Raw genomic sequence first — 23,474 nt, forward strand, 5'->3', positions numbered from 1 at the left:
GTGAGCGCCTTCACACCCGAGGCACTGCCATCAGCCGACGAGGCGCGCGCGGCCCTGGTCGCCCTGCGCCGCGAGGTGGCCAAGGCGGTCGTGGGCCAGGACGAGACGGTGACCGCGATGGTCGTGGCGCTGCTGTGCCGCGGCCACGTGCTGATGGAGGGCGTGCCCGGTGTCGCCAAGACGCTGCTGGTGCGCACCCTCGCGGCCGCGCTGTCCCTGGACCACAAGCGGGTGCAGTTCACCCCGGACCTGATGCCGGGCGACGTGACGGGCTCGCTGGTCTACGACCAGCACACCGCGAAGTTCGAGTTCATGGAGGGGCCGGTCTTCACCAACCTGCTGCTCGCGGACGAGATCAACCGGACCCCGCCCAAGACCCAGGCGTCGCTGCTGGAGGCGATGGAGGAGCGCCAGGTGACCGTGGAGGGCAGGCCGTCCGCGCTGCCCGACCCGTTCATGGTGGCCGCCACCCAGAACCCGGTGGAGTACGAGGGCACCTACCCCCTGCCCGAGGCCCAGCTGGACCGGTTCCTGCTCAAGGTGACCGTCCCGCTGCCCGAGCGGGCGGCCGAGGTGGAGATGCTGGGCCGCCACGCGGCCGGTTTCGACCCGGGTGACCTGGCCGCGGCCGGGGTCACCGCGGTGGCGGGCGCGGCGGAGCTGCGCGCGGCCCGGCTGGCCGTGGAGCGCGTGCGGGTGGCGCCCGAGGTCCTGGGCTACATCGTGGACCTGTGCCGGGCCACCCGGCAGTCGCCGTCCCTCCAGCTGGGCGCGTCCCCGCGCGGCGCCACGGCGCTGCTGCGCACCAGCCGGGCGTGGTCGTGGCTGTCGGGCCGCGACTACGTCACCCCCGACGACGTGAAGGCGCTGGCCAAGGGCACGCTGCGGCACCGGATCTCGCTGCGGCCCGAGGCCGAGTTGGAGGGGGCGACCACCGACGGAATCCTGGACGGTGTGCTCGCCTCCGTCCCGGTGCCGCGCTGATGGTGGTCACCGGCCGGGCGGTGCTGCTGGCGCTGGCGGCCACGGTCGCGGTGGCGCTGTCCGGTCTGATCGGCGCCGCGGCCGCGGCCGCGGCCCTGGGCGTGCTGGCGGCGCTGCTCGCCCTGGACGTCGTGCTGGCGGCGAGCCCCAAGGCGGTGCTGCTGTCCCGTGAGGGCGACACGTCGCTGTGCCTGGGCGACTCGGCGACGGTGTACGTGACCGTCGCCAACCCCACCCGGCGGGCACTGCGGGGGTCGGTGCGCGACGCCTGGCCGCCGAGCGCGCACGCCGCGCCGCGCAGCCAGCCGCTGCGGGTACCGGCCGGGGAGCGGCGCCGGGTGAGGACCGTCCTGACCCCGACGCGGCGCGGCGACGCCCGGGCCGCGGGCGTGACCGTGCGCAGCCTGGGGCCGCTGGGGCTGGCGGGCAGGCAGCGGACGCTGCCCGCGCCCTGGACCGTGCGCACGCTGCCGCCCTTCCACAGCAGGCGCCACCTGCCGGGCAAGCTGTCCCGGCTGCGCGAGCTGGAGGGGCAGCACACGGCGATGGTGCGCGGGCAGGGCAGCGAGTTCGACTCCCTGCGCGACTACGTGCCCGGCGACGACGTGCGGTCGATCGACTGGCGGGCCACGGCCCGCGGCGACGGCGTGGTGGTGCGCACGTGGCGGCCCGAGAGGGACCGGCGCATCCTCATCGTGCTGGACACCGGGCGCACGTCGGCCGGGCGGGTGGGCGACACCCCGCGCCTGGACCACGCCATGGACGCCGCGCTGCTGCTGGCCGCCCTGGCGGGCAGGGCGGGCGACCGGGTGGACTTCCTGGCCTACGACCGGCGCACGCGCGCGCAGGTGCGCTCGTCGGGCAAGGGCGGCCAGCAGGTGGGCCGGATCGTGGAGGCCATGGCCCCGCTGGAGGCGGAGCTGGTGGAGTCCGACCCGGCGGGCCTGGTGGGGACGGTCCTGGGCACGCAGGGGCGGGCCCGGCGGCTGGTGGTGCTGCTGACCGACCTGAACGCGGCGTCGCTGGAGGAGGGGCTGCTGCCGAGGCTGCCCGTGCTCACCTCCCGGCACCTGCTGCTGGTCGCCGCGGTCAACGATCCGGCGGTGGAGCTGATGGCCGCCGAGCGGGGCAGCGCGGACGCGCTGTACCGGGCGGCGGCCGCGGAGCGGACGCTGGGCGAGCGGCACCGGGTGACCGCCGAGCTGCGCCGGATGGGCGTGGAGGTGGTCGACGCCGACCCCGAGCACATCGCGCCCGCGTTGGCTGACGCCTACATCAACCTCAAGGCTCAGGGCAGGCTGTAGGCCCGGGCCTCCCGCCCTCACCCTCCGGGTGCCGCCCAGACGGGGCGGCACCCGGACGTGCAGTATGGAGGGCATGGTTCCTCCCCCCGACGCCCATGACAACGCCTCCACCGGCGCCGTCCACGGCCAACTGCTCCAGGTGCGCGACATCCACGGCGGCGTGACCCTCCACGCGCCCGCTCCCGCGCCGCCGCCGCTCGCCGACGTGTCCCTGGACCCGCCGCGCCCGGCGACGGCCGTACGGGGACGTGAGGGGCTCCTGGAGGCCCTCGGCGGGGCGATGGAGGCCGGTGCGCCGGTTCCGCACGTGCTGACCGGGCCGGGCGGGTTCGGCAAGACCACGGTGGCGGCGGCGCTGGCCGAGCGTGCGCGTCGTGACGGGTGGACGGTGTTCTGGGTGCGGCCCGGAAGCGTGGCGTCGAGCATGGTCGAGGCCGCGGTGGAGGTGGGCGGCTCCCGGCAGGAGGCCGAGCGGGTGAAGGGGGCGCGGCGCCAGGCGGCCCGGTGGGTGTGGCGGCACCTGGACGCGGCGGCGCGGCCGTGGCTGCTGGTGATCGACAACGCCGACCGGCCCGAGGAGCTGGACCCGGAGAACCGGCCCGGGGACCAGTTGGGGTGGATGCGGGCGAGTCCGGGCGGGTTCGTGCTGGTGACCAGCCGGGTGGACGACCCCGCGCAGTGGGCGCCCGCGCGGGTGCACCGGATCGGGGAGCTGGAGGGGTCGGCGGCGTCCGAGGCCCTGGCCGACCACGCGGGGGCGGGCGGTGCGGCGGGGCTCGCGGGCGCGGAGGAGCTGGCCCGGCGGTTGGGCGGGGTGCCGCTGGCGCTGTCGCTGGCCGGGCGGATCCTGGCCACGCACCGGGTGCTGTTCCCGGACGCGCACGCGCTGTTGGCGCGGCTCGGCGAGGGCGTGGGGGCTCTGGACGAGCTGGCGGCGCCCTTCGTCACCGGTGGCGACGTCGAGCGCGGGCTGCTGTCGGGGGTGTGGGAGCTGTCCCTGCGCCTGGTGGAGGAGCGCGAGCCCAGGGCGGTGCCGCTGTTGAAGCTGTTGGCGGTGCTGGGTCCAGACGCCAGTGAGGTCCCGCTGCGCAGGCTGCCGCTGTCGGAGCTGGACGGCGGGGTGCTGGGATCCCCGACCGACGCGGACCTGGCCAGGGCGGTGAACGCGCTGGTGGTGCACGGGCTGGTCTCGGTCGTCTCGTCCCAGGGGGAGACCGCGCTGCGGCTGCACCCGCTGGTGTCGGAGACCGTGCGCTCCGGGTTCGGGGAGGAGGACTTGGAGCTGGTCAACGAGGCGGAGCGGCTGCTCGCCTGGCAGCGCGACCGGGACCTCCAGTTCGAGCTCAGGGTCCTCTACGAGATCGTCCTGCTGCGTACACGTCTGCACCCTCACGAAAAGGATGCGGCCATGGTGACCGTGGGGAAACTGACGGTGGCCACAACGGCCGTTCATCGAAAGGCATTCGTCTCTCTTGTGGCGGCTGCCCGAGCGCTACTCCGCCTCGGTGCCTTTGAGGAGGCCGAAGAAACCCTCTCCGCCCTTATGGCGTTCGCCGAGAAGCAGTTCGGCCGGTACGACCGCGCTGTGTTCTCGGCCAAGCACCACCTCGCTGAGTCCTGGCTGTACCAGGGCCGGGTGGAGGAGGCGGACGAAGCTTTCCGCGCTCTACACGAGGACAGGAGCAGGGCTCTGGGACACGAGCACGTCGAAACCCTGGATTCCCTCTACCAGCTGGGCCTGATCGCACTCAGGCAGGAGCGTTGGAGCGAGGCAGCGGCCACTTTGGAGGAAGTCGGGGAGGCACGGGTACGCGTCGCAGGGGAGGAGGACCCCCTGGCTCTGCTCGCCTTGCAGAACAGGGCCTACGCGACCATGTGCCAGGGTGACCCCGCCACGGCGGAGGTCGGGTTCCGGCGTGTTCACGCAGTACGGCGACGTGTCCTGGGCGCCGACCACCACATGACGGCTGACGCTGCTTTTTATGTGGCCAGAGCTGCTCAGGAAAAGGGCGACGCTCGAAGAGCTCTTGTGGGATTCACCGAGGTGCTACGGGTCTGGATCATGCAGCTGGGACAGGAACACCACCAGGTGAAAATGGTCGAGCAGCACATCGCGGAGGTCGAAGAACTCATCGTTCAGGGTGGATCCACCCCATCAGGGGCACCCTCATGAGCCGGAGACCACGCGCAGCAACGCCGTCCACTCCGGTGCGGCCAACCAGAGCGTTCGACCGTCCGCATGCACGGAGTCTCGGACACCGACGCCGGACGTAGTGACGACGGTCTCCACACAGCATGTTGCCGCTGCGCTGTAGCTGCTCTTGAACCAGCGCGGGGATTCGGTGTCCACGGCCCGGATGATGGCACGGCACCGCCCACCCGGCCAGTCCGTGGCCTCAATCGGCCAGAGATCGGACGACTCGGCGCGCAGCGGACCGGCCGCTGACCGCAGGCGGCCACGCCCCCGGTCCTCGGCCCTCCGCGCTCGCCGGGACAGGCCCTCAGGCCACCGGGACGGCGGCGGGGGCGTTCTCCAGGTCTCCGGTCTCGCCCTCCTGGTAGGCCTTCCTGCCCACCGTGAACACGTAGACCAGGAACAGCACCTCCGCCAGCACGCCGATGCCCAGTGCCACCGGGATCGGGATGACCCCGGCCGCGGCGTTGCCGGTCACCACGCCCTCGATGAGCCCGGAGACGAGCAGCACCACCACCAGCCCCAGGGCCACCGCGATGGCGGCGCGCCCCTCCTCGCCCAGGGCGCGCATGCGGGTGCGGTCGCCGGGCGCGATGATCGTCCACCCCAGCTTGAGGCCCACCCCACCCGCGACGAAGACGGCGGTCAGCTCCAGCAGGCCGTGCGGCAGGAGCAGCCCGAAGAACACGTCGCCCTGGCCGTGGGCGAGCATGATCCCGGCGGCGACGCCCACGTTCACCGCGTTCATCAGCAGCACCGCCAGGGTCGGCAGCCCCAGGGCCACGCCGTAGATGATGGCCTGCGCCGACACCCACGCGTTGTTGGTCCACACCTGGGCGGCGAACGAGCCCCGGGGGTTCTCCATGTAGTAGTTCGCGAAGTCGTGGTCGACGTACTGGGCCATGAAGTCCGGCGTGCCCAGGGCGTGCAGCACGTCGGGCTCGGACACGATCCACAGGGCGGTGACCGCCGCGATCGCGACCATGCCCGCGCTGGTGCCGATCCACCACCACCGCAGCCGGTACAGCACCGCCGGGAAGACGCGGGTGAAGAACCCGCCGACGTCGCGCCACGCGGAGGCGTGCGCGCCGGTCACCGCCGAGCGGGCCCGGGCCACCAGCGCGGACAGCCTGCCCACCAGCGCCGGGTCCTGACCGGAGGAGCGCACCACCGACAGGTGGGTGGACACCCGCTGGTAGAGCTCGACGAGTTCGTCGATCTCCTCACCGTCCAGCGAGCGGCGCCCGCGCACCAGTCTGTCCAGCCGTTCCCACTCCGGGGCGTGCGCCGCGGCGAACACGTCGATATCCACGCAGGGAACCCTATCCGTTCCGCGCGCGGTCCGGCTCTGGAGCCGGTTGACGAGGCCCCCGTCGACCCGTCCGTCCGGGTGCGCTCCCGACTCCGCCGCGAACAGCCGTCCCGTGTGCCGGGTAGTGTCGGGACGACGGTTTCAGACAGTCCCGAGGGAGCGAGTGCTGGTGTCCTATCCCGGCAACGGCGACGCCCGCGCCGACGTGTACGGCGTGACACCCCTGGTCACGGGTGACGCCGTGGTCCTGGACCTGCGTCCGGCCGGTTTCGCCACCAGGGCGGCGGCTCTGGCCATCGACGCCCTGGTCCAGGTCATCGCCCTGATCGCGCTGAGCGTCCTGGTCACCTGGATCGGCAGGGGCCTGGACCCCGCGATCACCGCGGCCGTGTCGCTGTCGAGCGTGATCCTGATCCTGGTCGGCTACCCGGCGGTCTTCGAGACCGTGAGCCGGGGGCGCTCCCTGGGCAAGATGGCCCTGGGCCTGCGCGTGGTCGGCACCGACGGCTCCCCCGAGCGGTTCCGTCAGGCGCTGGGCCGGGCGCTGGCCGCGTTCGTGGAGATCTGGCTGACGAGCGGCGTGGTCGCGCTGATCACGTCGATGATCAACCGCGACGGCCGCCGCGTGGGCGACTTCGTGGCCGGGACGATGGTGGTGGAGGAGCGCGGCGGCAGGCCGCGCGAGGAGGTCATCCCGATGCCCCCGCACCTGGCGGCCTGGGCGGCCACCACCGAGCTGTCGCGGCTGTCCCCGGAGACCGCGGCGGCGGCGCGCCAGTACGTGCTCCGGTACGGGGAGCTGGCCGAGCACACCCGCCACGAGATGGGCGTCCGGCTGGCCGACACGGTGGCCGCGCAGATCAGTCCGCCCCCGCCGCCGGGGACCACACCGCCCTACTTCCTGGCCGCGGTGCTCGCCGAGCGCCGGCGCCGCCACGAGGCGGCCGCCCAGCGCGCCCAGCCCGGATACCCGCAGGGCGGCCCCCAGCAGCAGTGGTACGGCCCGCACTCCTCCCGCTGAGCCCGGGCGCGCGGGAGCGGCTGGCGCGGCGGCTTCCCGCTCCGGCCGCGACCACGCTGAGCGCTGTCCGAAGCGGCCGGTACTGCGCGGGAGCGCCCGTCAGGCGTGCCAGGAGCGCAGATAGGCCTCCTGCCCGGGGGTGAGCGCGTCGATGCGCACCCCCAGCGCGGCCAGTTCGAGCCGGGCCACCTCGGTGTCGGTCTCCGCCGGCACCTCCACCACGCCCGGCTCCAGGTCGGAGGCGTTGCGGGCCAGCCAGGCCGTGGTCAGGGCCTGCACGGCGAAGGACAGGTCCATCACGGCCGCCGGGTGCCCCTCGGCGGCGCCGAGGTTGACCAGGCGCCCCTCGGACAGCAGGAGCAGGCGGCGCCCGTCGGCCAGCACGTACTCGTCGGCCTGCTCGCGCACGCCCCGGTTGACCTCCACGGCCCGGCTCTCCAGGGCGTTCAGGTCGATCTCCAGGTCGAAGTGGCCGGAGTTGGCCAGGATCGCGCCGTCCTTCATCAGGTCCAGGTGCTCGGCGCGGACGACGTCGCGGTTGCCGGTGACGGTGACGAACACGTCCCCTGCGGGGGCCGCCTCCTCCATGGTGGTGACGGTGTAGCCCTGCATGACCGCGTCCAGGGCCTTGACCGGGTCGACCTCGGTGACGACCACGCGGGCGCCCATGCCGCGGGCGCGCTCGGCCAGGCCCCGACCGCAGTAGCCGAACCCGGCGACGACCACCGTGCGCCCGGCGAGCAGCGCGTTGGTGGCCCGCAGGATGCCGTCGATGGTGGACTGGCCGGTGCCGTACCGGTTGTCGAACATGCGCTTGGTGGCGGTGTCGTTGACCGCGACCATGGGCAGCCGCAGTTCGCCCTCGGCGCTCATCCGGCGCAGCCGGATCACGCCGGTGGTGGTCTGCTCGCAGCCGCCCAGCACGCCGTCGAGGAGGTCGGGGCGGGCCAGGTGGGCCGTGTTGACCAGGTCGCACCCGTCGTCGAGCAGCAGGTGCGGCCGCGACTCCAGGACCGTGACCAGGTTCCGGTCATAGGCCGCCGGGTCCATTCCGGCCCACGCGTGGACCGAAACCCCGTACTCGGTGACCAGGGCGGCGGCGGTGTCGTCCTGGGTGGACAGCGGGTTGGACGCCGCCAGCCACACGCTCGCCCCGCCCGCGCGCAGTGCCCGCAGCAGGTTGGCGGTCTCGGCGGTCACGTGCAGGCACGCGGCCACGCGCAGGCCGTCCAGGGGGCGTTCGGCGGCGAAGCGCTCGCGCACGCTGCGCAGCACGGGCATGGAGCGCTCGGCCCAGTCCACGCGGCGGACCCCGGCCCCGGAGAGGCCGAGGTCCGCCACCTGGTGGGAGGGGAGTGTCATGTGCTGCCTAGTAGCGGTAGTGGTCGGGCTTGAAGGGGCCCGAGACGTCCACACCGATGTAGGCGGCCTGCTCCTTGGTGAGCTGGGTCAGCTTGACGCCGAGCGCGTCCAGGTGCAGCCGGGCGACCTTCTCGTCGAGGATCTTGGGCAGCGTGTACACGTCGGTCGGGTACTCGTCGGGCTTGGTGAACAGCTCGATCTGCGCGATGACCTGGTTGGTGAAGCTGTTGGACATCACGAAGCTGGGGTGGCCGGTGGCGTTGCCCAGGTTGAGCAGGCGGCCCTCGGAGAGCACCAGGACGGACTTGCCGTCGGGGAAGGTCCACTCGTGGACCTGCGGCTTGATCTCCTTCTTGACCACGCCGGGGACCCTGGCCAGGCCCGCCATGTCGATCTCGTTGTCGAAGTGGCCGACGTTGCCGACGATCGCCTGGTGCTTCATGCGGGTGATCTGGTCGGCCATGATCACGTTGAAGTTGCCGGTGGTGGTGATGAAGATGTCACCGGTCTCCAGCACGTCCTCCAGGAGCGTGACCTGGTAGCCGTCCATGGCGGCCTGGAGGGCGTTGATCGGGTCGATCTCGGTGACGACCACGCGGGCGCCCTGGCCGCGCAGGGCCTCGGCCGCGCCCTTGCCGACGTCGCCGTAACCGCACACCACGGCGACCTTGCCGCCGATGAGCACGTCGGTGGCGCGCATGATGCCGTCCGGCAGCGAGTGGCGGATGCCGTACTTGTTGTCGAACTTGCTCTTGGTGACCGAGTCGTTGACGTTGATCGCGGGGAAGGCCAGGGTGCCCTCGCGGCGCATCTCGTACAGGCGCAGGACACCGGTGGTGGTCTCCTCGGTGACGCCCTGGATCCGCTCGGCGATCCGGGTCCACTTGGTGTTGTCGCGCTCCAGGCTGGCGCTGAGCAGGCGCAGCACGACGCCCATCTCCTCGCTGTCGGCGCTGTCGGGGTCGGGGACCGCGCCCGCCTTCTCGTACTCGGCGCCCTTGTGGACGAGCATGGTGGCGTCGCCGCCGTCGTCCAGGATCATGTTGGGGCCCTCGGCGCCCGGCCAGGTCAGCGCCTGCTCGGTGCACCACCAGTACTCCTCCAGGGTCTCGCCCTTCCAGGCGAAGACCGGCACACCCTTGGGGTCCTCGGCGGTGCCGTCGGGGCCGACGACGACCGCGGCGGCGGCGTGGTCCTGGGTGGAGAAGATGTTGCAGCTGACCCAGCGCACCTCGGCGCCCAGTGCGACCAGGGTCTCGATGAGGACCGCGGTCTGGACGGTCATGTGCAGCGAGCCCATGATGCGCGCGCCCTGGAGGGGCTTGCTGTCCCCGTACTCGGCGCGGGTGGCCATGAGGCCGGGCATCTCGTGCTCGGCGAGCCGGATCTCGTCGCGTCCGAAGGCGGCCAGGGAGAGATCGGCGACCTTGAAGTCGAAAGCCATGCGTTCCTCACTCGTGATGGTCGTGGCGCACCCGATTCTAGGGCCGCGACCGGGATCACCGTGCGAAATTGACATTTCACCGTCAGGTTCGCGCTCCTTGGTGGGGAGGGTCGGTTAGGGTCGCGTGCATGGCCGCCCTCGACGACGACCCGCCCCCCTCCGACCTCCGGCCGCGCGGCCCCGTGCCGATCTCCGCGGCCGCCGACCGTGTGGGCACCACCGCGCGGATGCTGCGCTACCGCGAGGGCCTGGGCCTGCTGCCCCGTACCCAGGAGCAGCCCACCGGGCGCGGGCACCGGCACCGCCGGTTCACGGAGGAGGACCTGCGCACGATCGCGGTGGGCCTGGAGCTGGAGCGCGAGTTCGACATCCCGCCCGCCGCGCTGGCCTTCGCCCTGCGGGTGCTGGCCGAGCCCGAGGTGCTGGCGCGGGTGCGCTCGCACGGGGAGCGCCTGGGCAGGCTCGCCGCGGCGCCCGCCCGCGCGCTGGACTTCGAGAAGCAGAAGGCGATGCGGCTGCTGCACGGCCGCCGCCCCTGAACACTCCCGGTTTACGCTCCGACGCGTCCGGTAGCGGCCACAGGTCGGGGCCCGAGACAGGTTTTGGCCAACTGTCCACTGGCTACGGAAGACACGTGGATACCCTACGTTGCGGTGCGGACCTGGACCGGATTCCGGCCCTGGTGCGCGAGGACCTCATGGACGTCGACCGGCTGCGGGCCATCTGGGCCCAGCACCGGCAGAGCCAGCCCCGGCGGGCCAGGGACGCGGCGCGGCGCGAGCTGACCGGCCGCCGGGTGCGGGCGCTGGGCGGCGGGCCCGCCCTGGAGGAGCTGGTGGTCTCCGCCGCGGCGGACGGGGCCTCCGGGCGTCAGTTGACCGCCGCGTTCGTCCTGGAGCTGGCCGAGCGCGCCAGGAACCTGCCCGAGGACTGCCCCGCGCGCTCTCCCCAGCGCCCCGTGGACTCCGAGCAGGCGCTGCGTCTGGCGCGGGCCGCCTCGGTGCCCGCCCATCCGGTGGTGCGCGCCGCCCAGACCTACGCCGAGGCCGTGGCGGTGCTGGCCGAGCTGGACCCCGAGCGCCCCGGGGGCACGCACGCGTGGGCGCTGCCGTGGCTGCTGGCGTCCCTGGTGCTGCGGCGGGCGGACTTCCCGCCGCTGCTGCCCGACCCCCTGGCGCCGCCGTGGAGCGGGCGCGACGCCGACGAGCGCCTGGCCGGGATGGTCCGCCACTTCGCGCGCCTGGTGACCGGCACGCTGCTCGACGAGCTGAGCTGGACCCCCGAGCACGTCCCCGAACCCCGCTCCCCCGTGTCGCCGCTGGCGGCGGTGACGCGCCGCCGCGTCCTGGACTACGTGCGCTCGCGCCGGAGCTCGCTGGCCATGATCCTGCGGGCGCTGGACCCCGCGGCGCGCACGTCGGTGTACTCGGGCGGTTCGGACGACTCCGAGCCCGGCACCGCCTCGGAGGTGGTGGTCCGCAACCTGCTCACGCCGGGGGCCGCGCACTGGTGGACGGCGCTGGAGCTGACGGTGGGCGGGGCGTCCCTGACGCTGTTCGTGGTGGTCCAGGAGGTGGGCCGTCCCCGGACGGGGGTGCTCGCGGTCACCGCGGACGCGCGCCTGACCACCCCGGAGGGGGCGCGCGACGCGCTGGGCATGTCCGGCGCCGACAGCGTGACCGTGATGCCCACGGACTGTGTGGACGACCGCTGGCCCCAGGTGCGCGACCTCGTGGACGAGGCCGTGTCCCGGGCCATGAACGAGCTCACCCGGGTCTGAGCGGTCAGCGCCGCCGGTGGCCGGGGGTCAGCCGCTGATGGCCAGCAGGAGCAGCACCAGCAGCAGGATCACGATGGTGATGAGCACCGCCGGGATCACCCAGCTCTGCTGGAGCACCGAGTTCTGCTCGACGGGGCGCGGCATGGGCTGCTGCGCGCCGGGGCGGGCGTAGGTCTGGTTGGGGTTCATGCCCGTGGCCATGGGGTTGGCGCCCACGTGCAGGCCGTGGGGCATGCCGGGCGGCGGGGGCGGGTAGGCGGGGGCGCCCGGGCGCGGGTTGGACGTGCCCGGGTGGCCGGGGATTCCGGGCCTGGGGTTGGAGGTGCCGGGGTGGACGAAGCCGTGGCGGGGGTCGGAGCCCATGGGGTGCCCCGGCATGCCCGGACGGGGGTTGGCGGCGCCGGGCTGCGCGTACCCCGCGGCGCCCGCCTGCGGGCCGCTGTGCGGCTGCTGGGGGCCCGTGTGCGGCTGCTGCGGCCCGGTGTGCGGCCGGTAGGGCATCTGGGCGCCGGTGAACAGGCCGGTCTGGGCGATCTGCTCGCCCTGCTTGACGGCGTCGTCGGTGGAGGGGCCGGAGGCCTCGGGGCCCTCGTGGCCCAGCAGGCGCATGAGGAGCGTCTGGGCGTTGGGCCGGTTGTCCGGGTTCTTGTCCAGGCAGGACTCGACGATGGGGCGCAGGGCCTCGTCCATGCCGGTCAGGTCCGGGGGCGCGCTGACCACGCGGTGGACGACCGCCGGGACGGTGTCGGAGCCGAACGGCGCCCTCCCGGTGGAGGCGAAGGCGATGACGCAGCCCCAGGCGAAGATGTCGCACTTGTCGGTGATGTCGCGGCCCTCGATCTGCTCCGGCGCCATGTAGGAGGGCGTACCGACGATCGAGTTGGTCATGGTGGCGGTGCCGTCGTCGATCCGGGCGATGCCGAAGTCGATGACGCGGGGGCCGTCCGGGCCGATCAGCACGTTGCCGGGCTTGAAGTCGCGGTGGACGATGCCCGCCTTGTGGATGGCGACCAGGGCGGTGGCGGTGGTGATGGCGAGCCGCTGGAGGGTGGAGCCCTTCTGGGTGGCGCCCTTGGCGATGGTCTCCTGGAGGTCCTTGCCCGGCACGAACTCGCTGACCACGTAGGGCGGGTCGCCGTCGAGCCGGGCGTCGATGATCGCGGCGGTGCAGAAGGAGGCGACCTTCTGCGCCGCCCGGACCTCCTTCTCGAACCGCTTGCGCAGGTCGCTGTCGCGCGACCACTGGTCGTTGAGGACCTTGACCGCGTACTGCTCGCCGCCGGAGTCCTCGGCGAGGTAGACGATCCCCTGGCCGCCCTTGCCCAGCCGCCCTGTCACGCTGTACTCGCCGAACGAGGAGGGGTCGCTCGGCAGTAGCGGTTCGGGACCGGGCATCGGTGTCCTCCGGGAGATAGGGGTGAGGGGGCGCGCAGCACCAGGGTACGGGTTGTGGGGAACGCGGTGGTGCGTCCCGTCGTGCCCCGTTACCCCGGCGCAACCGTTATGACTGCTGGAACGCCCGGGGCGTTCCCGGTCTCACCCGATTTTTCGCGCCTCGTCGACCAGCAGGACCGGGATGCCGTCCCGGATGGGGTAGGCCAGGCCGCTCTCGTCGCAGACCAGCTCGTCGGTCTCGGGGTCGTGGCGCAGCGGGGCCTGGCTCTGCGGGCAGGCCAGGATCTCCAGCAGCCAGCCGTCGATCTTCGTGCTCATGTCCTCGTTCCTCTGCAGTGGGGTGTCCCTCTGCCCCCATGATGCCTGGTCAGGCGCGGACGATGGCCAGGACCTCGTCGCGCAGACCGGCCATGGACGCCTCGTCGGGGGCCTCGACGTTGAGCCGCAGCAGCGGTTCGGTGTTGGAGGCGCGCACGTTGAACCACGACCCGTCGGGGAGGGAGACGGTCAGGCCGTCGAGTTCGTCGACGGTGACGCCGTCCCGCCCGGCGAAGGCCTCGCGTACCGCGGCCATCCGCCCGGGGGCGTCGGCGACCTTGGAGTTGACCTCCCCGGACCCGGCGTAGCGCGAGTAGGCCTCGGCGATCCGGGAGAGGGGGCGGTCGTCGTTGCCCAGCACCCGCAGGACGTGCATCGCGGCGAGCATACCGGTGTCGGCGCGCCAGAAGTCGCGGAAGTAGTAGTGGGCGGAGTGCTCCCCGCCGAAGATCGCGCCCGTCTCGGCCATGGTGGCCTTGATGAAGGAGTGCCCGACCCGGGTGCGGACGGGCTTGCCGCCGTTCTCGCGGACGATCTCGGGCACGGCCTTGGAGGTGATGAGGTTGTGGATGATCGTGGCGCCCGGCTCGCGCTCCAGCTCCTGGGCGGCCACCAGGGCGGTGACGGCCGAGGGCGGAACGGCGTCGCCGTTCTCGTCCACGACGAAGCAGCGGTCGGCGTCCCCGTCGAAGGCCAGGCCGATGTCGGCGCCGGTCTCGCGGACCTTCGCCTGGAGGTCCACCAGGTTGTCGGGGTCCAGGGGGTTGGCCGGGTGGTTGGGGAAGGTGCCGTCCAGCTCGAAGTAGAGGGGGACGACCTCCAGCGGCAGGCCCTCCAGGACGGCGGGGACCGTGTGGCCGCCCATGCCGTTGCCCGCGTCCACCGCGACCCTGAGCGGGCGGATGCCCGAGAGGTCGACCAGTTCGCGCAGGTAGTCCGCGTACCCCGCCAGCAGGTCGCGGTGCGTGACCGTTCCCGCGGGGCCGTCGTGGGCGGGCGCTCCCCCCTCCAGGATCTCCTCGGCCAGGCGGCGGATCTCGTCCAGGCCCGTCTCGCCGCTGATGGGCGCGGCCCCGGCCCGGCACATCTTGATGCCGTTGTACTCGGCGGGGTTGTGGCTGGCGGTGAACATGGCGCCGGGCAGGTCCAGGTGGCCCGAACCGTAGTAGAGCAGGTCGGTGGAGCCGAGCCCGGCGAAGACCACGTCCAGGCCCTGGCCGGTGACGCCCTCGGCGAAGGCGGTGGCCAGCTCGGGCGAGGAGGGGCGCATGTCGTGGGAGACCACCACGGCCTCCCCGCCGACCACACGGGCGAAGGCCGCTCCGATCGCCCGCGCGATGTCGGCGTTGAAGGTGTCGGGGATCACGCCCCGCACGTCGTATGCCTTGAAGATGCTTGCGAGGTCAGCCACGTCTTCTCCGGCCAGGTCGGTTCTGCTTGGGTTCGGTCCCGCGCGGCCGGGCCGCGCGCGGTACAAAACTAGCAAGGCGTCCCCGTGAACCCCCGCACCACCGCCGGTTCGGGCCCGGGCCGGCTCCCCGCCGCGGCGGGGGCGGCGTCGTCTACCCGCCGGAGTGCCGGGGGGGCTGCTGTTCGCCGCGCCCCGGATCGGATCTGACCACGCGCAGGTGCCCCCGGCGCAGCGTCCCGGTCCCCTCGCCGATCTCGTCGGAGGGGTCCTTGCGGGCAGGCGGGCGGGCCGCCTCACGTACGGCGTCGGCGAGGGCCTCCAGGTCGTCGCTGCCCGGGCCGCCGCCCGTCGTCTCGACCGGGAGTCGGACGACCTCCCAGCCGCGCGGTGCCGTCAGCCGGTCGGCGTGCACGGCGCAGAGGTCGTAGCAGTGCGGTTCCACGTAGGCGGCGAGCGGGCCGAGGACGGCCGTCGAGTCCGCGTAGACGTACGTGAGCGTGAAGACGGCAGGCTGTCTGCAGGCGGTACGGGAGCAGCGTCGAACAGGGCTCACAGCGTTCGACTGTATGCCTTTACTGAGGGACACGCCAGCATCGTTCCATGAGCTGGCCCGTTCGCGCTCGTCCGCGGGCTCCGCGCGCCGCCCTCCGACGCTCTCCAGGGGGTCGGCGCACCCCCTCCGACCCGCCCCCCGTCACCGTCCGGCGGCCCGTTCCTCGGGCGAGTGAGCGCTTTCGCCTCGGGAGGGACTACGCGCGGGGCCCGCGATGGCTTAGTCTCGAAGTGTGCGACGAGTGCGCCTTTCCAGTGGCCAACCAGACCGAGTGCGGCGCCGGGACCGCCGCGGCCGAGGCATCCGCGGTCCTCTCGTGCCCTCTGACCTGCCGGTTTTCCGTAGCCGGGCGCAGGCCTTCGACGACCTTGTCCTGGACGCCGTCGAACGCCTCGAACGCCTGTGGGCGCGGGAGCTGGCCAATGTCGACTTCCTCGTGGAGGACGTCCCCCCTGTCGAGCCCCGCGGCCCCCTGACCGAGGCGATCCCCTTCTCCCGCCTGGAGACCGATCCCTCCGGCCGGGCCAGAATCGTGGTGTACCGGCGTCCGGTGGAGATCCGGACGAAGGATCCGGAGGAGATGGCCCTCCTCGTCCACGAGACGGTCGTCGAGGAGGTCGCCAACCTGCTCGGCGTGGAACCGGAGTCGGTGGACCCCGAGGGCTGACCGGGCCGGCCCGGGACCCGTCGGGGCCGCCCGGACGCGTCGGCCCCCGGCCAGCTCGGCTAGGGGACCGCCCCCACCATGCTGTCGCGTACCACCGGGAGTTCGATCCGCACCGGCGCGGGCGTCACCGGCAGCACACCCAGCCCGCCCCCGCCGCCGCGCAGCACGCGGGCGACGTGGACGGGCTCGGAACCGTCCAGGACCTCCAGGCGGACCGCGTAGCCGTCCTCGGGCGCGGTGCCCGGAGGCGCCTGCCAGCCGTCGTCCCCGCCGAACACGGTGGTGGTCCCGGCGGCGACCCGCACGCGCACGGCGTCGCCCTGGGTGGCGTCGGCGCCGATGGGGGTGGCCATGAGGGTGGCGTCGCCCCCGACGGCGGTCAGGAGCAGCTCGGTGTCGGCGCCCTCGGGGACGTCGGGCAGGACCGCGGTGGTGTCCAGCGGGAAGCCGAGCGGCGGCACCGCTGAGGTGTGGGCCGCCTCGACCACCTCGACGTCGTCCCCCTCCCCGGTCACCGCCTCGGCGGCGACACCGGCGACCACGGGCGCGTCCGCCCGCACCACGACCGCGCCGGGCTCCCCGGCCAGGACGGTCTCCAGGCTGAGCCAGGCGGAGGCGGCCGGGGGCACGCTGAAGGTCAGCGGGTCGTCGGCGGTGGCGCCCTGCGCCTCCCCGTCCTCCTCCCGCGTCTCGTCCGTCCCGGCCTCCGGGGCCGGGGTGACGGTGTACACGCGCACCTGGACGGGCTCGTCGCCCGGCGCGGCCACGTGCAGGCGGCGACGGCCGTCGCCGCCGGGAACGCCGGGGATCACGTGCTCCCGGGCGGGCGCGGCCGTGGGCGGGACCCAGTCGGCGGTGCCGGAGGAGTGCTCGGCGAGCAGGGAGGCCGCGACCCGTCCCGTGCTCGTGCGCACGTGGACTCCGACGGCGCTGGTTCCGCCGACCAGTCCGGTCAGGTCCAGCTCGGTCGCCGTCCCCGCGGGCAGGGCGATGCCCCTGCTCTCCTCGGAGGAGGAGGGGCCGCCCTCGGTGTAGACGTCCACGCTGACCGTGGCCCGGGAGTCCTCGGGGTTGGCCAGGTGCACGGTGAGCGCGTCGAGTCGCATGCCCTCGATGCCGTCGCCTCCGGGGAGGGCGAACCAGGTTCCGACGGAGGGTTCGAGGCAGCGGACCTCGGTGGCCGAGCCGTCGGAGAGGGTGGTCTGGGCGGTGTCGAGTCCGGAGGCCAGGGAGCCCTCGGCGCGCACGGCGGTGGGGGCTTCGGTCCCGGCGGTGTCGGTGTTCCACACGCGGCCGGGCTCGGTCAGCTCCTCGCCGACGGTGCCGCCCCGGGCACCGTCCGCGCCGCCGCCCCCACCGGCCTCACCGTTCCCGGAGTCCTCCTCGTTCCCGCCGTCCCCACCGGTCTCGTCGTCCCCGGTGTCCTCGGCGTCCTCCTCGGGGGCCTCGGGAACCGACTCGGCCCACAGCTCGCCCTCGTCGTCGCGGCTCACCCTCGGAGCGAACGCGGCCACGGAGCTGTCCCCCGACTCGTGCGGGGCGGGGCACACCCGCACCGCGTGGTCGGGCCGCACGGTCCCGGGGGCGGTGACGCCCAGCTCCGCGGTGATCGGCCCGGTCGCGAACGCGACGCCGAACAGCGCGGCCAAAGCCAGCGAGACCAGCCCGAACAGCGCGAACCTGTTCTCCACGATCAGTCGCACGGTCTGGTCCTCCCGCTCGGTGCCGGACGCCTGGCGGGCCTGATCGGCCCGGCCGTCCCGGTGTCCTCGTCTGCTGATCCCCGGCGCGGCGCCCCCGCCCGGCACACCGTTCCCGGGGCCGCCGTTGCCGGGTACGCCGTTCCCGGGACCGGCGACGGCCCCGGGCGCTCCCCCGTCGCCCCCGGCCGCGGGGCCGCCGTCCGCACACCGCCCTCCGGGCTCCCCCGGCGCGCTCTCCTCCCGCGGTCACCGGCCACGGCGCCGCTCCCCCCTGCGCACGCCGCGGGTGCCCCGGCGGCGGCCCCCGCCCCGCACGGCGGGCAGCGTGCCGGTGTCCTCCTCGGACGCGGAACCGGGCGGGACGCCGTCCTCCGGCGCGTCCGCTCCGGCGTCCCCGTCCGCGCGCACGCCGGGGTCCTCACCGCCGGGCCGCGACCGGCCGGGCCTGGCGCGTGAGCCCCGGCGCGAGGACGCCCGGGACCTCCCCGAGCGCCGCAGCCGCTCCGGCCGCCGCGGGCGGGGTGTGGGCGTGGCCTCGATCAGCCGCGCCTCCTCCTCGGTCCGCACACCCGGCGCGGCGAGGACCGCGACCACCGTGAGCAGGACCCCCTGCGTGAGCAGCCAGGCCGCGTGGACGTAGTCGGTGTGCCAGACGCGCAGGTCGCCGCCCTCCACGGGCAGCGCCCAGGCCTGGGTTCCGTTCTGGGTGGGGACGGGGTCCAGTTCGACGCCGTCCAGGCTGGCGCGCCAGCCGCTGTCTGCGGCCTCGGCCAGGGCGAGCCGCCGCCCGGTGCCGCCCTCGGGGACCGGGGCGCTCACCTCGTCCGCGTCCCCGCGCACCGCGAGGACCTCGGCTTCGACGCCGTCCTCGGAGACCACCCGCAGCGCGCCGGTGGGGGCGGCCAGCCGCCAGAGCGCGTAGTGGCGCGACAGCGACTGCCGCTCCAGCCCCGGTGTGCCGTCCAGGGTGTCGACCATGGTGACGTCGGCGGGCCCGCTGATCCGCGGGCGCGGGTAGAGCACGTACTGGATGCCGAAGTCGGCCAGGGTGTACATCTGGTCGCCGCCCTGGCCGACGGTGAGTTCGGCCACGGCCCGGTCCATCGCCCCGCGGATCCCGCTCTCGGGCACGAGGTGCTCCTCGCCCAGACGGGGTTCGCGTCCGCGCACGACCAGGTAGTCCACGCCGCCCTCACCGTCGGCGGTGACCACGAGGGTGCGCGGCCGGGTCCCCGCCCCGTCGGACCCGCCGCCCTCGACGGTCCCGGCCCCGGTCAGCGCGCCGGGGACGACGGGTTCGGCGTGCGCGGTGACCGGCCCCCGCACGCCCTCCCACATCCACACGCCCGCGGCGCAGACGGGGGTCGCCAGGGCGAGCAGTCCCACGGCGAGCGCGAAGACCCGCCTGGGCCCGCCCAGGCGCACCATGTCGCCGAAGGAGCGCGCGGCGGTCGCCGCCGACAGCAGCACCGCCGTGGCGGCGAAGGTCAGGGCGACCCCGGGCCAGACCGGCGCCGGGGGGCCGCCGTAGTAGGGCTCGACGACCACCCGGCTGGTCAGGACGGCCACGAGGATCCCGAACAGGGCGAGCGACCACCCCGCCGCGGCCAGCATCCGGTTGCGGAGCAGCAGCAGGGAGCACAGCGCGGCCACGGCGAACCCGGCCGTGACCCAGAACGGCGGTGTCCCGGGGCCGCCCGGCGAGAGCATGAGCAGTTCCTGCGGGGTCGGGCCCGGCGCCGACAGCTCGGGGCGGTGCAGTCCCGCCTCCAGCAGCCACAGGCTGGGGTGCAGGAGCAGTTCGAGCGTCCACGGCATCAGCAGCACGAGCGGGACGGCCAGGCCCAGCGCGACGCTGACGTAGATCCGGCGGCCGAGGTGGCCGAAGGCGACGGCCACCAGCACGCCGGTGACCAGCGACAGGAGCCACACCATCGGCACGAACGCGGTGGCGACCGTCAGGACCAGGCCCACTCCCCAGGCCGCTCGGCGCGAGGGCTTGGGCGGCATCGACACCAGCCGCACCAGCAGCAGTCCCAGCACCGGCAGCAGGACGTGGACCAGGGCGGTGCCCAGGCGGCCCTGGGCGACCGCGCCGGTGGCCGCCGGCAGCAGCGCGTAGGCCGCGGCCGTCCACAGGCGTGCGGGGCGAAAGCCCAGCACCTCGCGGGCGAGCAGGTAGGCGGTCAGCCCGGACAGGGGCACGCAGCCCAGCAGGACGATCGTGACGGCCAGCCAGGGCTTGCCCAGGGTGAGCGTGGACAGCAGGGCGAGCAGTCCGACGTAGGGCGGGACGGGGTCGGCCGCGCCGAGCCCGCTGTCGGGGCTGCCGGACAGGTACAGGTTCCACAGGTCGCCCGCGCCGCCCGCGACCGGGGGCAGGGCGCCGCCCGCCAGGAGGTCGCCCAGGAGCAGGGAGCGCTCGGCGACGAGGGCCACCGCGGCCAGGGCCAGGACCAGCAGCACCCCGGGCCGCAGGAGCACGCTGCGCACGAAGCCGGCGGTGTCCGTGGGGATCTCGTCCTCGTCCTCGGCGGCGGGCGGCGCGGTGACGGCCTGGTGACGGCCGGGGGTGTTGCGCACGGGCTCCCCGGACAGGATCCCGGTGAGCACGTCGTGGACCTGGCGCATGGCCACGCCGCGCGCGAGGAAGGGCCGGATGGCGCTGTAGGTGCGGCGGCGGTCGCGGCGGCGCCGGAAGCGGGCGCGCATCAGCCGGAGCGGCCGCAGGTAGACCAGGGTGATCGCGGCGGCCTCGTCCAGGGCGTTGGCGGGCTGCTTGATGAGCAGGTACCCCACCACCCGCAGCAGCGAGGCCACGGAGTTGCGCAGCAGCGCGGCCACCATGCCGCCCAGGGGCAGGTTGGCCAGCAGCACGAAGACGGCGTGGCGGCGGTCCACCCGGCGCGGGTGGTTGCGGGTGGCGGAGATGGGCCGGCGGCGCCGGGCGGAGGCCTCGGCGTGGTAGGCGACCGCGTCGGTGACGAGGACGGCGCGCAGTCCGGCGCCGCCCACCCGCCAGCAGAAGTCGATGTCGTCGCGGAACAGCGGCAGGGAGGGGTCGAAGCCGCCGAGGCGGTCCCACACGTCGCGGCGCACGAGCATGCCCGCGCTGGAGACCGCCAGGACCTGGCGTGTGCCGTCGTGCTGGCCGTGGTCGAACTCGCGCTGCTCCAGGCCGGTCTCGCGGCGGCCCGCGCCGTCGATGGTCACGCCCGCCTCCACCAGGAGGCGGCGGTCGAACCAATCGCGCAGCTTGGGGCCCAGGACGGCGGCGCGGGGGTCCTGGTCGGCGGCGTCCAGCAGGTGGGCGAGGGCGTCCCGGTCCGGGGTGAGGTCGTCGTGGATGAGCCAGATCCACTCGGTGGCGTCCTCATCGAAGCCGCGTACGGCGCTGGTGGAGCGCGGCAGTTCCAGGGCGGCGCGGACGGCGTCGCCGTACCCGGTGTCGGCGGGCAGCTCCACGACGGCGTCGGCGGGCAGGAACCGGGCCAGGACCTCGGCGCTGTCGTCGGTGCTGCCGGTGTCGGCGGCGACGGCCCGCTGCACGGGCCAGGACTGGCCGCGCAGCGCCTGCATCGTCTCGGGCAGCCAGCGGGAGCCGTCGTGGGAGACGATGACCGCGGTGACGACGTGTCGGGCGAAATCCTGGTCAGGCACGGCTGTGGTGGGTTCTCTCCGGGAGGGGGCGCGGCCCCGATCGGGTCCGCGGGTCCGGCCGGGCGGGGCCGACGGGCGCGACCGCGCTCCGGACGCGGTCCGCGCGCGGGACGTCACGGCCGACCGCGGCCCTCGTGACCTCGTGGGGCCGGACAGGGCCCGCGCGGGACATCACCCTACGCCACCCGCCACCATTACGGGCCTATTCGTCACACGCCGCTGCGGCCGACCATATCGGAGCATTCACACCGCGACGGGAAGGCTCCATTCGAACACACATCCGAATAGGGACCGGCATATCCGGGCATTACAGCCCCCGGCCGGGCCGCGGACACAATCGCCGTGCGCCGGGGAAGGGGCCGAACATGAAAAACGCGCGCCCGGGCTCGCGGCCCGGACGCGCGTCTCACACGCGGCCCTACAGCATCTCCGCCAGGAAATCGAAATCTCCCCCGGCGGCTTTCTTCAGCCTGCGGCGCTCGCGTTCGGAGAGTCCCCCCCAGATGCCGAAGCGCTCATCGTGCTCCAGCGCGTATTCCAGGCACTCCGCGCGTACCTCGCACGACTGGCAGACCTTCTTGGCTTCCCGCGTCGAGCCGCCCTTCTCGGGGAAGAACGCCTCCGGGTCGGTCTGCGCGCACAGGGCACGCTCCTGCCAGCCCAGATCCTCATCCGAGCCGTGCGCCAGCGGGATGACCTCGCTCATGCGCACCTCCTGTTGCCCCCCATAGATGTCCCCGGCCCTTTTCGTCCCCCGGGCCGGGTGGAATCCCACCTTGAAATTACACGTGGGTCGCTTGCTGAGAGTCAAGCGCCCTGCGTGGTAATCCACTGAATATCATGTAACGAACCGCCAACGGCAGCCCGGTGATGTCCGTTCTGCGGATTACCACGCAATTCACGACCTTCCGAGGCGGTGGGGAGCGCGGGCCGACGGAGCCGGGTCAGCGCTTGTCCTCGCCGCCGTACCACCCCTGCTGGTCACCGGTTCCGCCCTGTCCCTGCTGGTCAGAGCCGTATCCGGTGCCCGCTCCGTACTGCCCTCCGTACGATCCGCCGCCCTGGCCGGGCGTCTGGTTGCCGTTGTTCTCACCGGAGTTAAAGAAAGGATCAAGATTGCTGTCGGCGGGGGTGTCCTGCGCCTGCTGCCCCTGGTCAGCGCCCTGGTACCAGCCGTACTGGATCGCGTCCTGGGCGGCCTGCTCGCCGGAGGCGGGCTGCTGCTCGGTGCTCTGCGGGGCGTACTGGGACGGGTCGTAGGCGTACTCGCCCGGCTGGCCGTAGGCGGCCTGCTGGCCCGGGGCGTCGGTGCCGTACTGCTGGCCGTAGGACTGCTGGGCGCCCGTGCCGTACTGCTGCTGGGCCGGGGCGTCGGTGCCGTACTGCTGGCCGTAGGCCTGCTGCGCGGGGTCCGCCCCGTACTGCTGGCCGTACTGCTGGGAGGCGTCGTAGCCCTGCTGGACGGGCTGCTGCCCGGAGGCGTCGGTGCCGTACTGCTGGCCGTAGGCCTGCTGGGCGCCCGTGCCGTACTGCTGCTGCACGGGGTCGGTCCCGTACTGCTGGGCCGGGGCGTCGGTGCCGTACTGCTGGCCGTAGGACTGCTGGGCGCCGGTCCCGTACTGCTGCTGGACGGGATCGGTCCCGTACTGCTGGCCGTAGGCCTGCTGCGCGGGGTCCACGCCGTACTGCTGGGCGGGGTCGGCGGGCTGGCCCGGGTAGGCCGGCTGGGCGAAGGACTGCTGCGCGCCGGTGGCGGGCGGGAACTGCTGCGGGTAGGCGTTCTGCGGCCGCACCACCCTGGGGACCAGGGTGGGGTCGTTGAAGGCCTTGAGCGCGGCGAAGCCGAAGATGCCGAGCACCGCGCCCTGGGCGACGGTCCCCAGCATCCGGGCGAAGCCGTGGCCGATGTTGATCGCGTCGATGAAGCCGCAGATCACCGTGATCAGGCAGAACAGCAGGCCCACACCGGTGATGATCATCGCGGTCAGCACGACCGGGGAGGCGCCCGCCCTGGTCCTTTCGCTGGTCAGCACGAGGGCCACGGCGACGGCGACCAGGATCGTGATGGTCACACCGAAGAAGTTGGCGGAGCCCGCGTCGTACATGGCCGAGGCGAAGGACGTCTCCGAGCGCCAGCCGCTGGATCGGACGATCACCTGGATGAGTCCGGAGAGCATGAGCACGCCCGCGGCTGCAAGCAGGACCCAGGCCCCCGGAAGGCGCAGGCGTTCTAGCGTTTCGTTCTTCAAGAGAGGTTCCCCATCTACTGCTGCTTCGCCGTCGGGTCGTTGGGAACGGCGTCGGGCTGTCACGTGTGGATCGACCGCGTCCGGGCATGGATGTGGGGACACCGGGCGGGGCCGAAG

Annotated in this window: 19 protein-coding genes; 7 read left to right on the forward strand and 12 right to left on the reverse strand. The window is 73.7% G+C overall.

Annotated features, from left to right (window positions below; translation table 11 throughout):
- The 3 genes from UIS43_RS12425 (at position 1) to UIS43_RS12435 (ending at position 4,461) form a co-directional block, all read left to right on the forward strand.
- Positions 1 to 984: a MoxR family ATPase gene (locus UIS43_RS12425; protein ID WP_013154754.1), complete on the forward strand. Its 984-nt coding sequence runs from the start codon at positions 1 to 3 to the stop codon at positions 982 to 984.
- Positions 984 to 2,288 (forward strand): DUF58 domain-containing protein, encoded by a 1,305-nt coding sequence (locus tag UIS43_RS12430; RefSeq protein ID WP_370013180.1) that lies wholly within the window; start codon positions 984 to 986, stop codon positions 2,286 to 2,288. The genes UIS43_RS12425 and UIS43_RS12430 overlap by 1 nt, the downstream gene beginning before the upstream one ends.
- Positions 2,289 to 2,352: 64 nt before the next feature.
- Positions 2,353 to 4,461, forward strand: coding sequence for a tetratricopeptide repeat protein (locus UIS43_RS12435; RefSeq protein WP_370013181.1), 2,109 nt, complete (start codon positions 2,353 to 2,355; stop codon positions 4,459 to 4,461).
- Here the strand turns inward: UIS43_RS12435 and UIS43_RS12440 are convergent.
- Together UIS43_RS12440 and UIS43_RS12445 are read right to left on the reverse strand one after the other, a co-directional pair.
- Positions 4,456 to 4,638 (reverse strand): DUF397 domain-containing protein, encoded by a 183-nt coding sequence (locus UIS43_RS12440; protein ID WP_071622669.1) that lies wholly within the window; start codon positions 4,636 to 4,638, stop codon positions 4,456 to 4,458. The genes UIS43_RS12435 and UIS43_RS12440 overlap by 6 nt on opposite strands.
- Before the next feature lie 151 nt (positions 4,639 to 4,789).
- Positions 4,790 to 5,794, reverse strand: a complete 1,005-nt coding sequence (locus tag UIS43_RS12445; RefSeq protein ID WP_071622670.1) for a stage II sporulation protein M — start codon at positions 5,792 to 5,794, stop codon at positions 4,790 to 4,792.
- A 163-nt stretch (positions 5,795 to 5,957) separates the two neighbouring features.
- Here UIS43_RS12445 and UIS43_RS12450 point away from each other — a divergent pair, with 163 nt between their 5' ends.
- Positions 5,958 to 6,815 carry an RDD family protein gene (locus UIS43_RS12450; RefSeq protein ID WP_013154758.1) on the forward strand — a complete coding sequence of 286 codons (858 nt, stop codon included), beginning with the start codon at positions 5,958 to 5,960 and terminating at the stop codon, positions 6,813 to 6,815.
- A 99-nt stretch (positions 6,816 to 6,914) separates the two neighbouring features.
- On the opposite strand, the gene ahcY (UIS43_RS12455) is transcribed toward UIS43_RS12450, so the two are convergent.
- Both ahcY (UIS43_RS12455) and ahcY (UIS43_RS12460) read right to left on the reverse strand, forming a co-directional pair.
- The gene (gene ahcY, locus UIS43_RS12455) at positions 6,915 to 8,177 is read right to left on the reverse strand and encodes an adenosylhomocysteinase (protein WP_013154759.1); all 1,263 of its coding nucleotides are present in this window, start codon (positions 8,175 to 8,177) and stop codon (positions 6,915 to 6,917) included.
- Between the two features lie 7 nt (positions 8,178 to 8,184).
- Entirely contained in the window at positions 8,185 to 9,621 is a 1,437-nt protein-coding gene (ahcY, locus tag UIS43_RS12460; protein ID WP_013154760.1) for an adenosylhomocysteinase, read from the reverse strand.
- 128 nt (positions 9,622 to 9,749) lie between these two features.
- Between ahcY (UIS43_RS12460) and UIS43_RS12465 the strand changes: the two genes are divergently transcribed.
- Together UIS43_RS12465 and UIS43_RS12470 are read left to right on the forward strand one after the other, a co-directional pair.
- Positions 9,750 to 10,160: a MerR family transcriptional regulator gene (locus UIS43_RS12465; protein ID WP_013154761.1), complete on the forward strand. Its 411-nt coding sequence runs from the start codon at positions 9,750 to 9,752 to the stop codon at positions 10,158 to 10,160.
- A 95-nt stretch (positions 10,161 to 10,255) separates the two neighbouring features.
- Entirely contained in the window at positions 10,256 to 11,401 is a 1,146-nt protein-coding gene (locus tag UIS43_RS12470; RefSeq protein ID WP_041552854.1) for a hypothetical protein, read from the forward strand.
- A gap of 27 nt (positions 11,402 to 11,428) precedes the next feature.
- Here UIS43_RS12470 and UIS43_RS12475 read toward each other — a convergent pair whose 3' ends face one another.
- From UIS43_RS12475 to UIS43_RS12490, 4 genes are all read right to left on the reverse strand, one after another.
- On the reverse strand, positions 11,429 to 12,796 hold the full coding sequence (locus UIS43_RS12475; protein ID WP_370013182.1) for a protein kinase: 1,368 nt from the start codon (positions 12,794 to 12,796) through the stop codon (positions 11,429 to 11,431).
- Between the two features lie 141 nt (positions 12,797 to 12,937).
- Entirely contained in the window at positions 12,938 to 13,114 is a 177-nt protein-coding gene (locus UIS43_RS12480; protein ID WP_013154764.1) for a Trm112 family protein, read from the reverse strand.
- A 49-nt stretch (positions 13,115 to 13,163) separates the two neighbouring features.
- Positions 13,164 to 14,525: a phosphomannomutase/phosphoglucomutase gene (locus tag UIS43_RS12485; RefSeq protein WP_117199306.1), complete on the reverse strand. Its 1,362-nt coding sequence runs from the start codon at positions 14,523 to 14,525 to the stop codon at positions 13,164 to 13,166.
- A gap of 151 nt (positions 14,526 to 14,676) precedes the next feature.
- Complete coding sequence (locus tag UIS43_RS12490) at positions 14,677 to 15,078, reverse strand: DUF3499 domain-containing protein (RefSeq protein WP_026338144.1); 402 nt, start codon at positions 15,076 to 15,078, stop codon at positions 14,677 to 14,679.
- 271 nt (positions 15,079 to 15,349) lie between these two features.
- On the opposite strand from UIS43_RS12490, the gene UIS43_RS12495 reads away from it, so the two are divergent.
- The gene (locus UIS43_RS12495) at positions 15,350 to 15,745 is read left to right on the forward strand and encodes a metallopeptidase family protein (protein ID WP_013154767.1); all 396 of its coding nucleotides are present in this window, start codon (positions 15,350 to 15,352) and stop codon (positions 15,743 to 15,745) included.
- A 59-nt stretch (positions 15,746 to 15,804) separates the two neighbouring features.
- Here the strand turns inward: UIS43_RS12495 and UIS43_RS12500 are convergent, their stop codons facing one another.
- The 4 genes from UIS43_RS12500 to UIS43_RS12515 form a co-directional block, all read right to left on the reverse strand.
- On the reverse strand, positions 15,805 to 17,448 hold the full coding sequence (locus UIS43_RS12500; RefSeq protein WP_370013183.1) for a DUF5719 family protein: 1,644 nt from the start codon (positions 17,446 to 17,448) through the stop codon (positions 15,805 to 15,807).
- Between the two features lie 246 nt (positions 17,449 to 17,694).
- Positions 17,695 to 21,108, reverse strand: coding sequence for a glycosyltransferase family 2 protein (locus UIS43_RS12505; RefSeq protein WP_013154769.1), 3,414 nt, complete (start codon positions 21,106 to 21,108; stop codon positions 17,695 to 17,697).
- Between the two features lie 418 nt (positions 21,109 to 21,526).
- Positions 21,527 to 21,814, reverse strand: coding sequence for a WhiB family transcriptional regulator (locus UIS43_RS12510; RefSeq protein ID WP_013154770.1), 288 nt, complete (start codon positions 21,812 to 21,814; stop codon positions 21,527 to 21,529).
- A gap of 238 nt (positions 21,815 to 22,052) precedes the next feature.
- Positions 22,053 to 23,357 carry a hypothetical protein gene (locus tag UIS43_RS12515; protein ID WP_370013184.1) on the reverse strand — a complete coding sequence of 435 codons (1,305 nt, stop codon included), beginning with the start codon at positions 23,355 to 23,357 and terminating at the stop codon, positions 22,053 to 22,055.
- Positions 23,358 to 23,474 lie beyond the last annotated feature (117 nt).

The sequence above is a fragment of the Nocardiopsis sp. LDBS0036 genome (genome assembly GCF_041228755.1).
Taxonomy (GTDB): Bacteria; Actinomycetota; Actinomycetes; order Streptosporangiales; family Streptosporangiaceae; genus Nocardiopsis; species Nocardiopsis dassonvillei.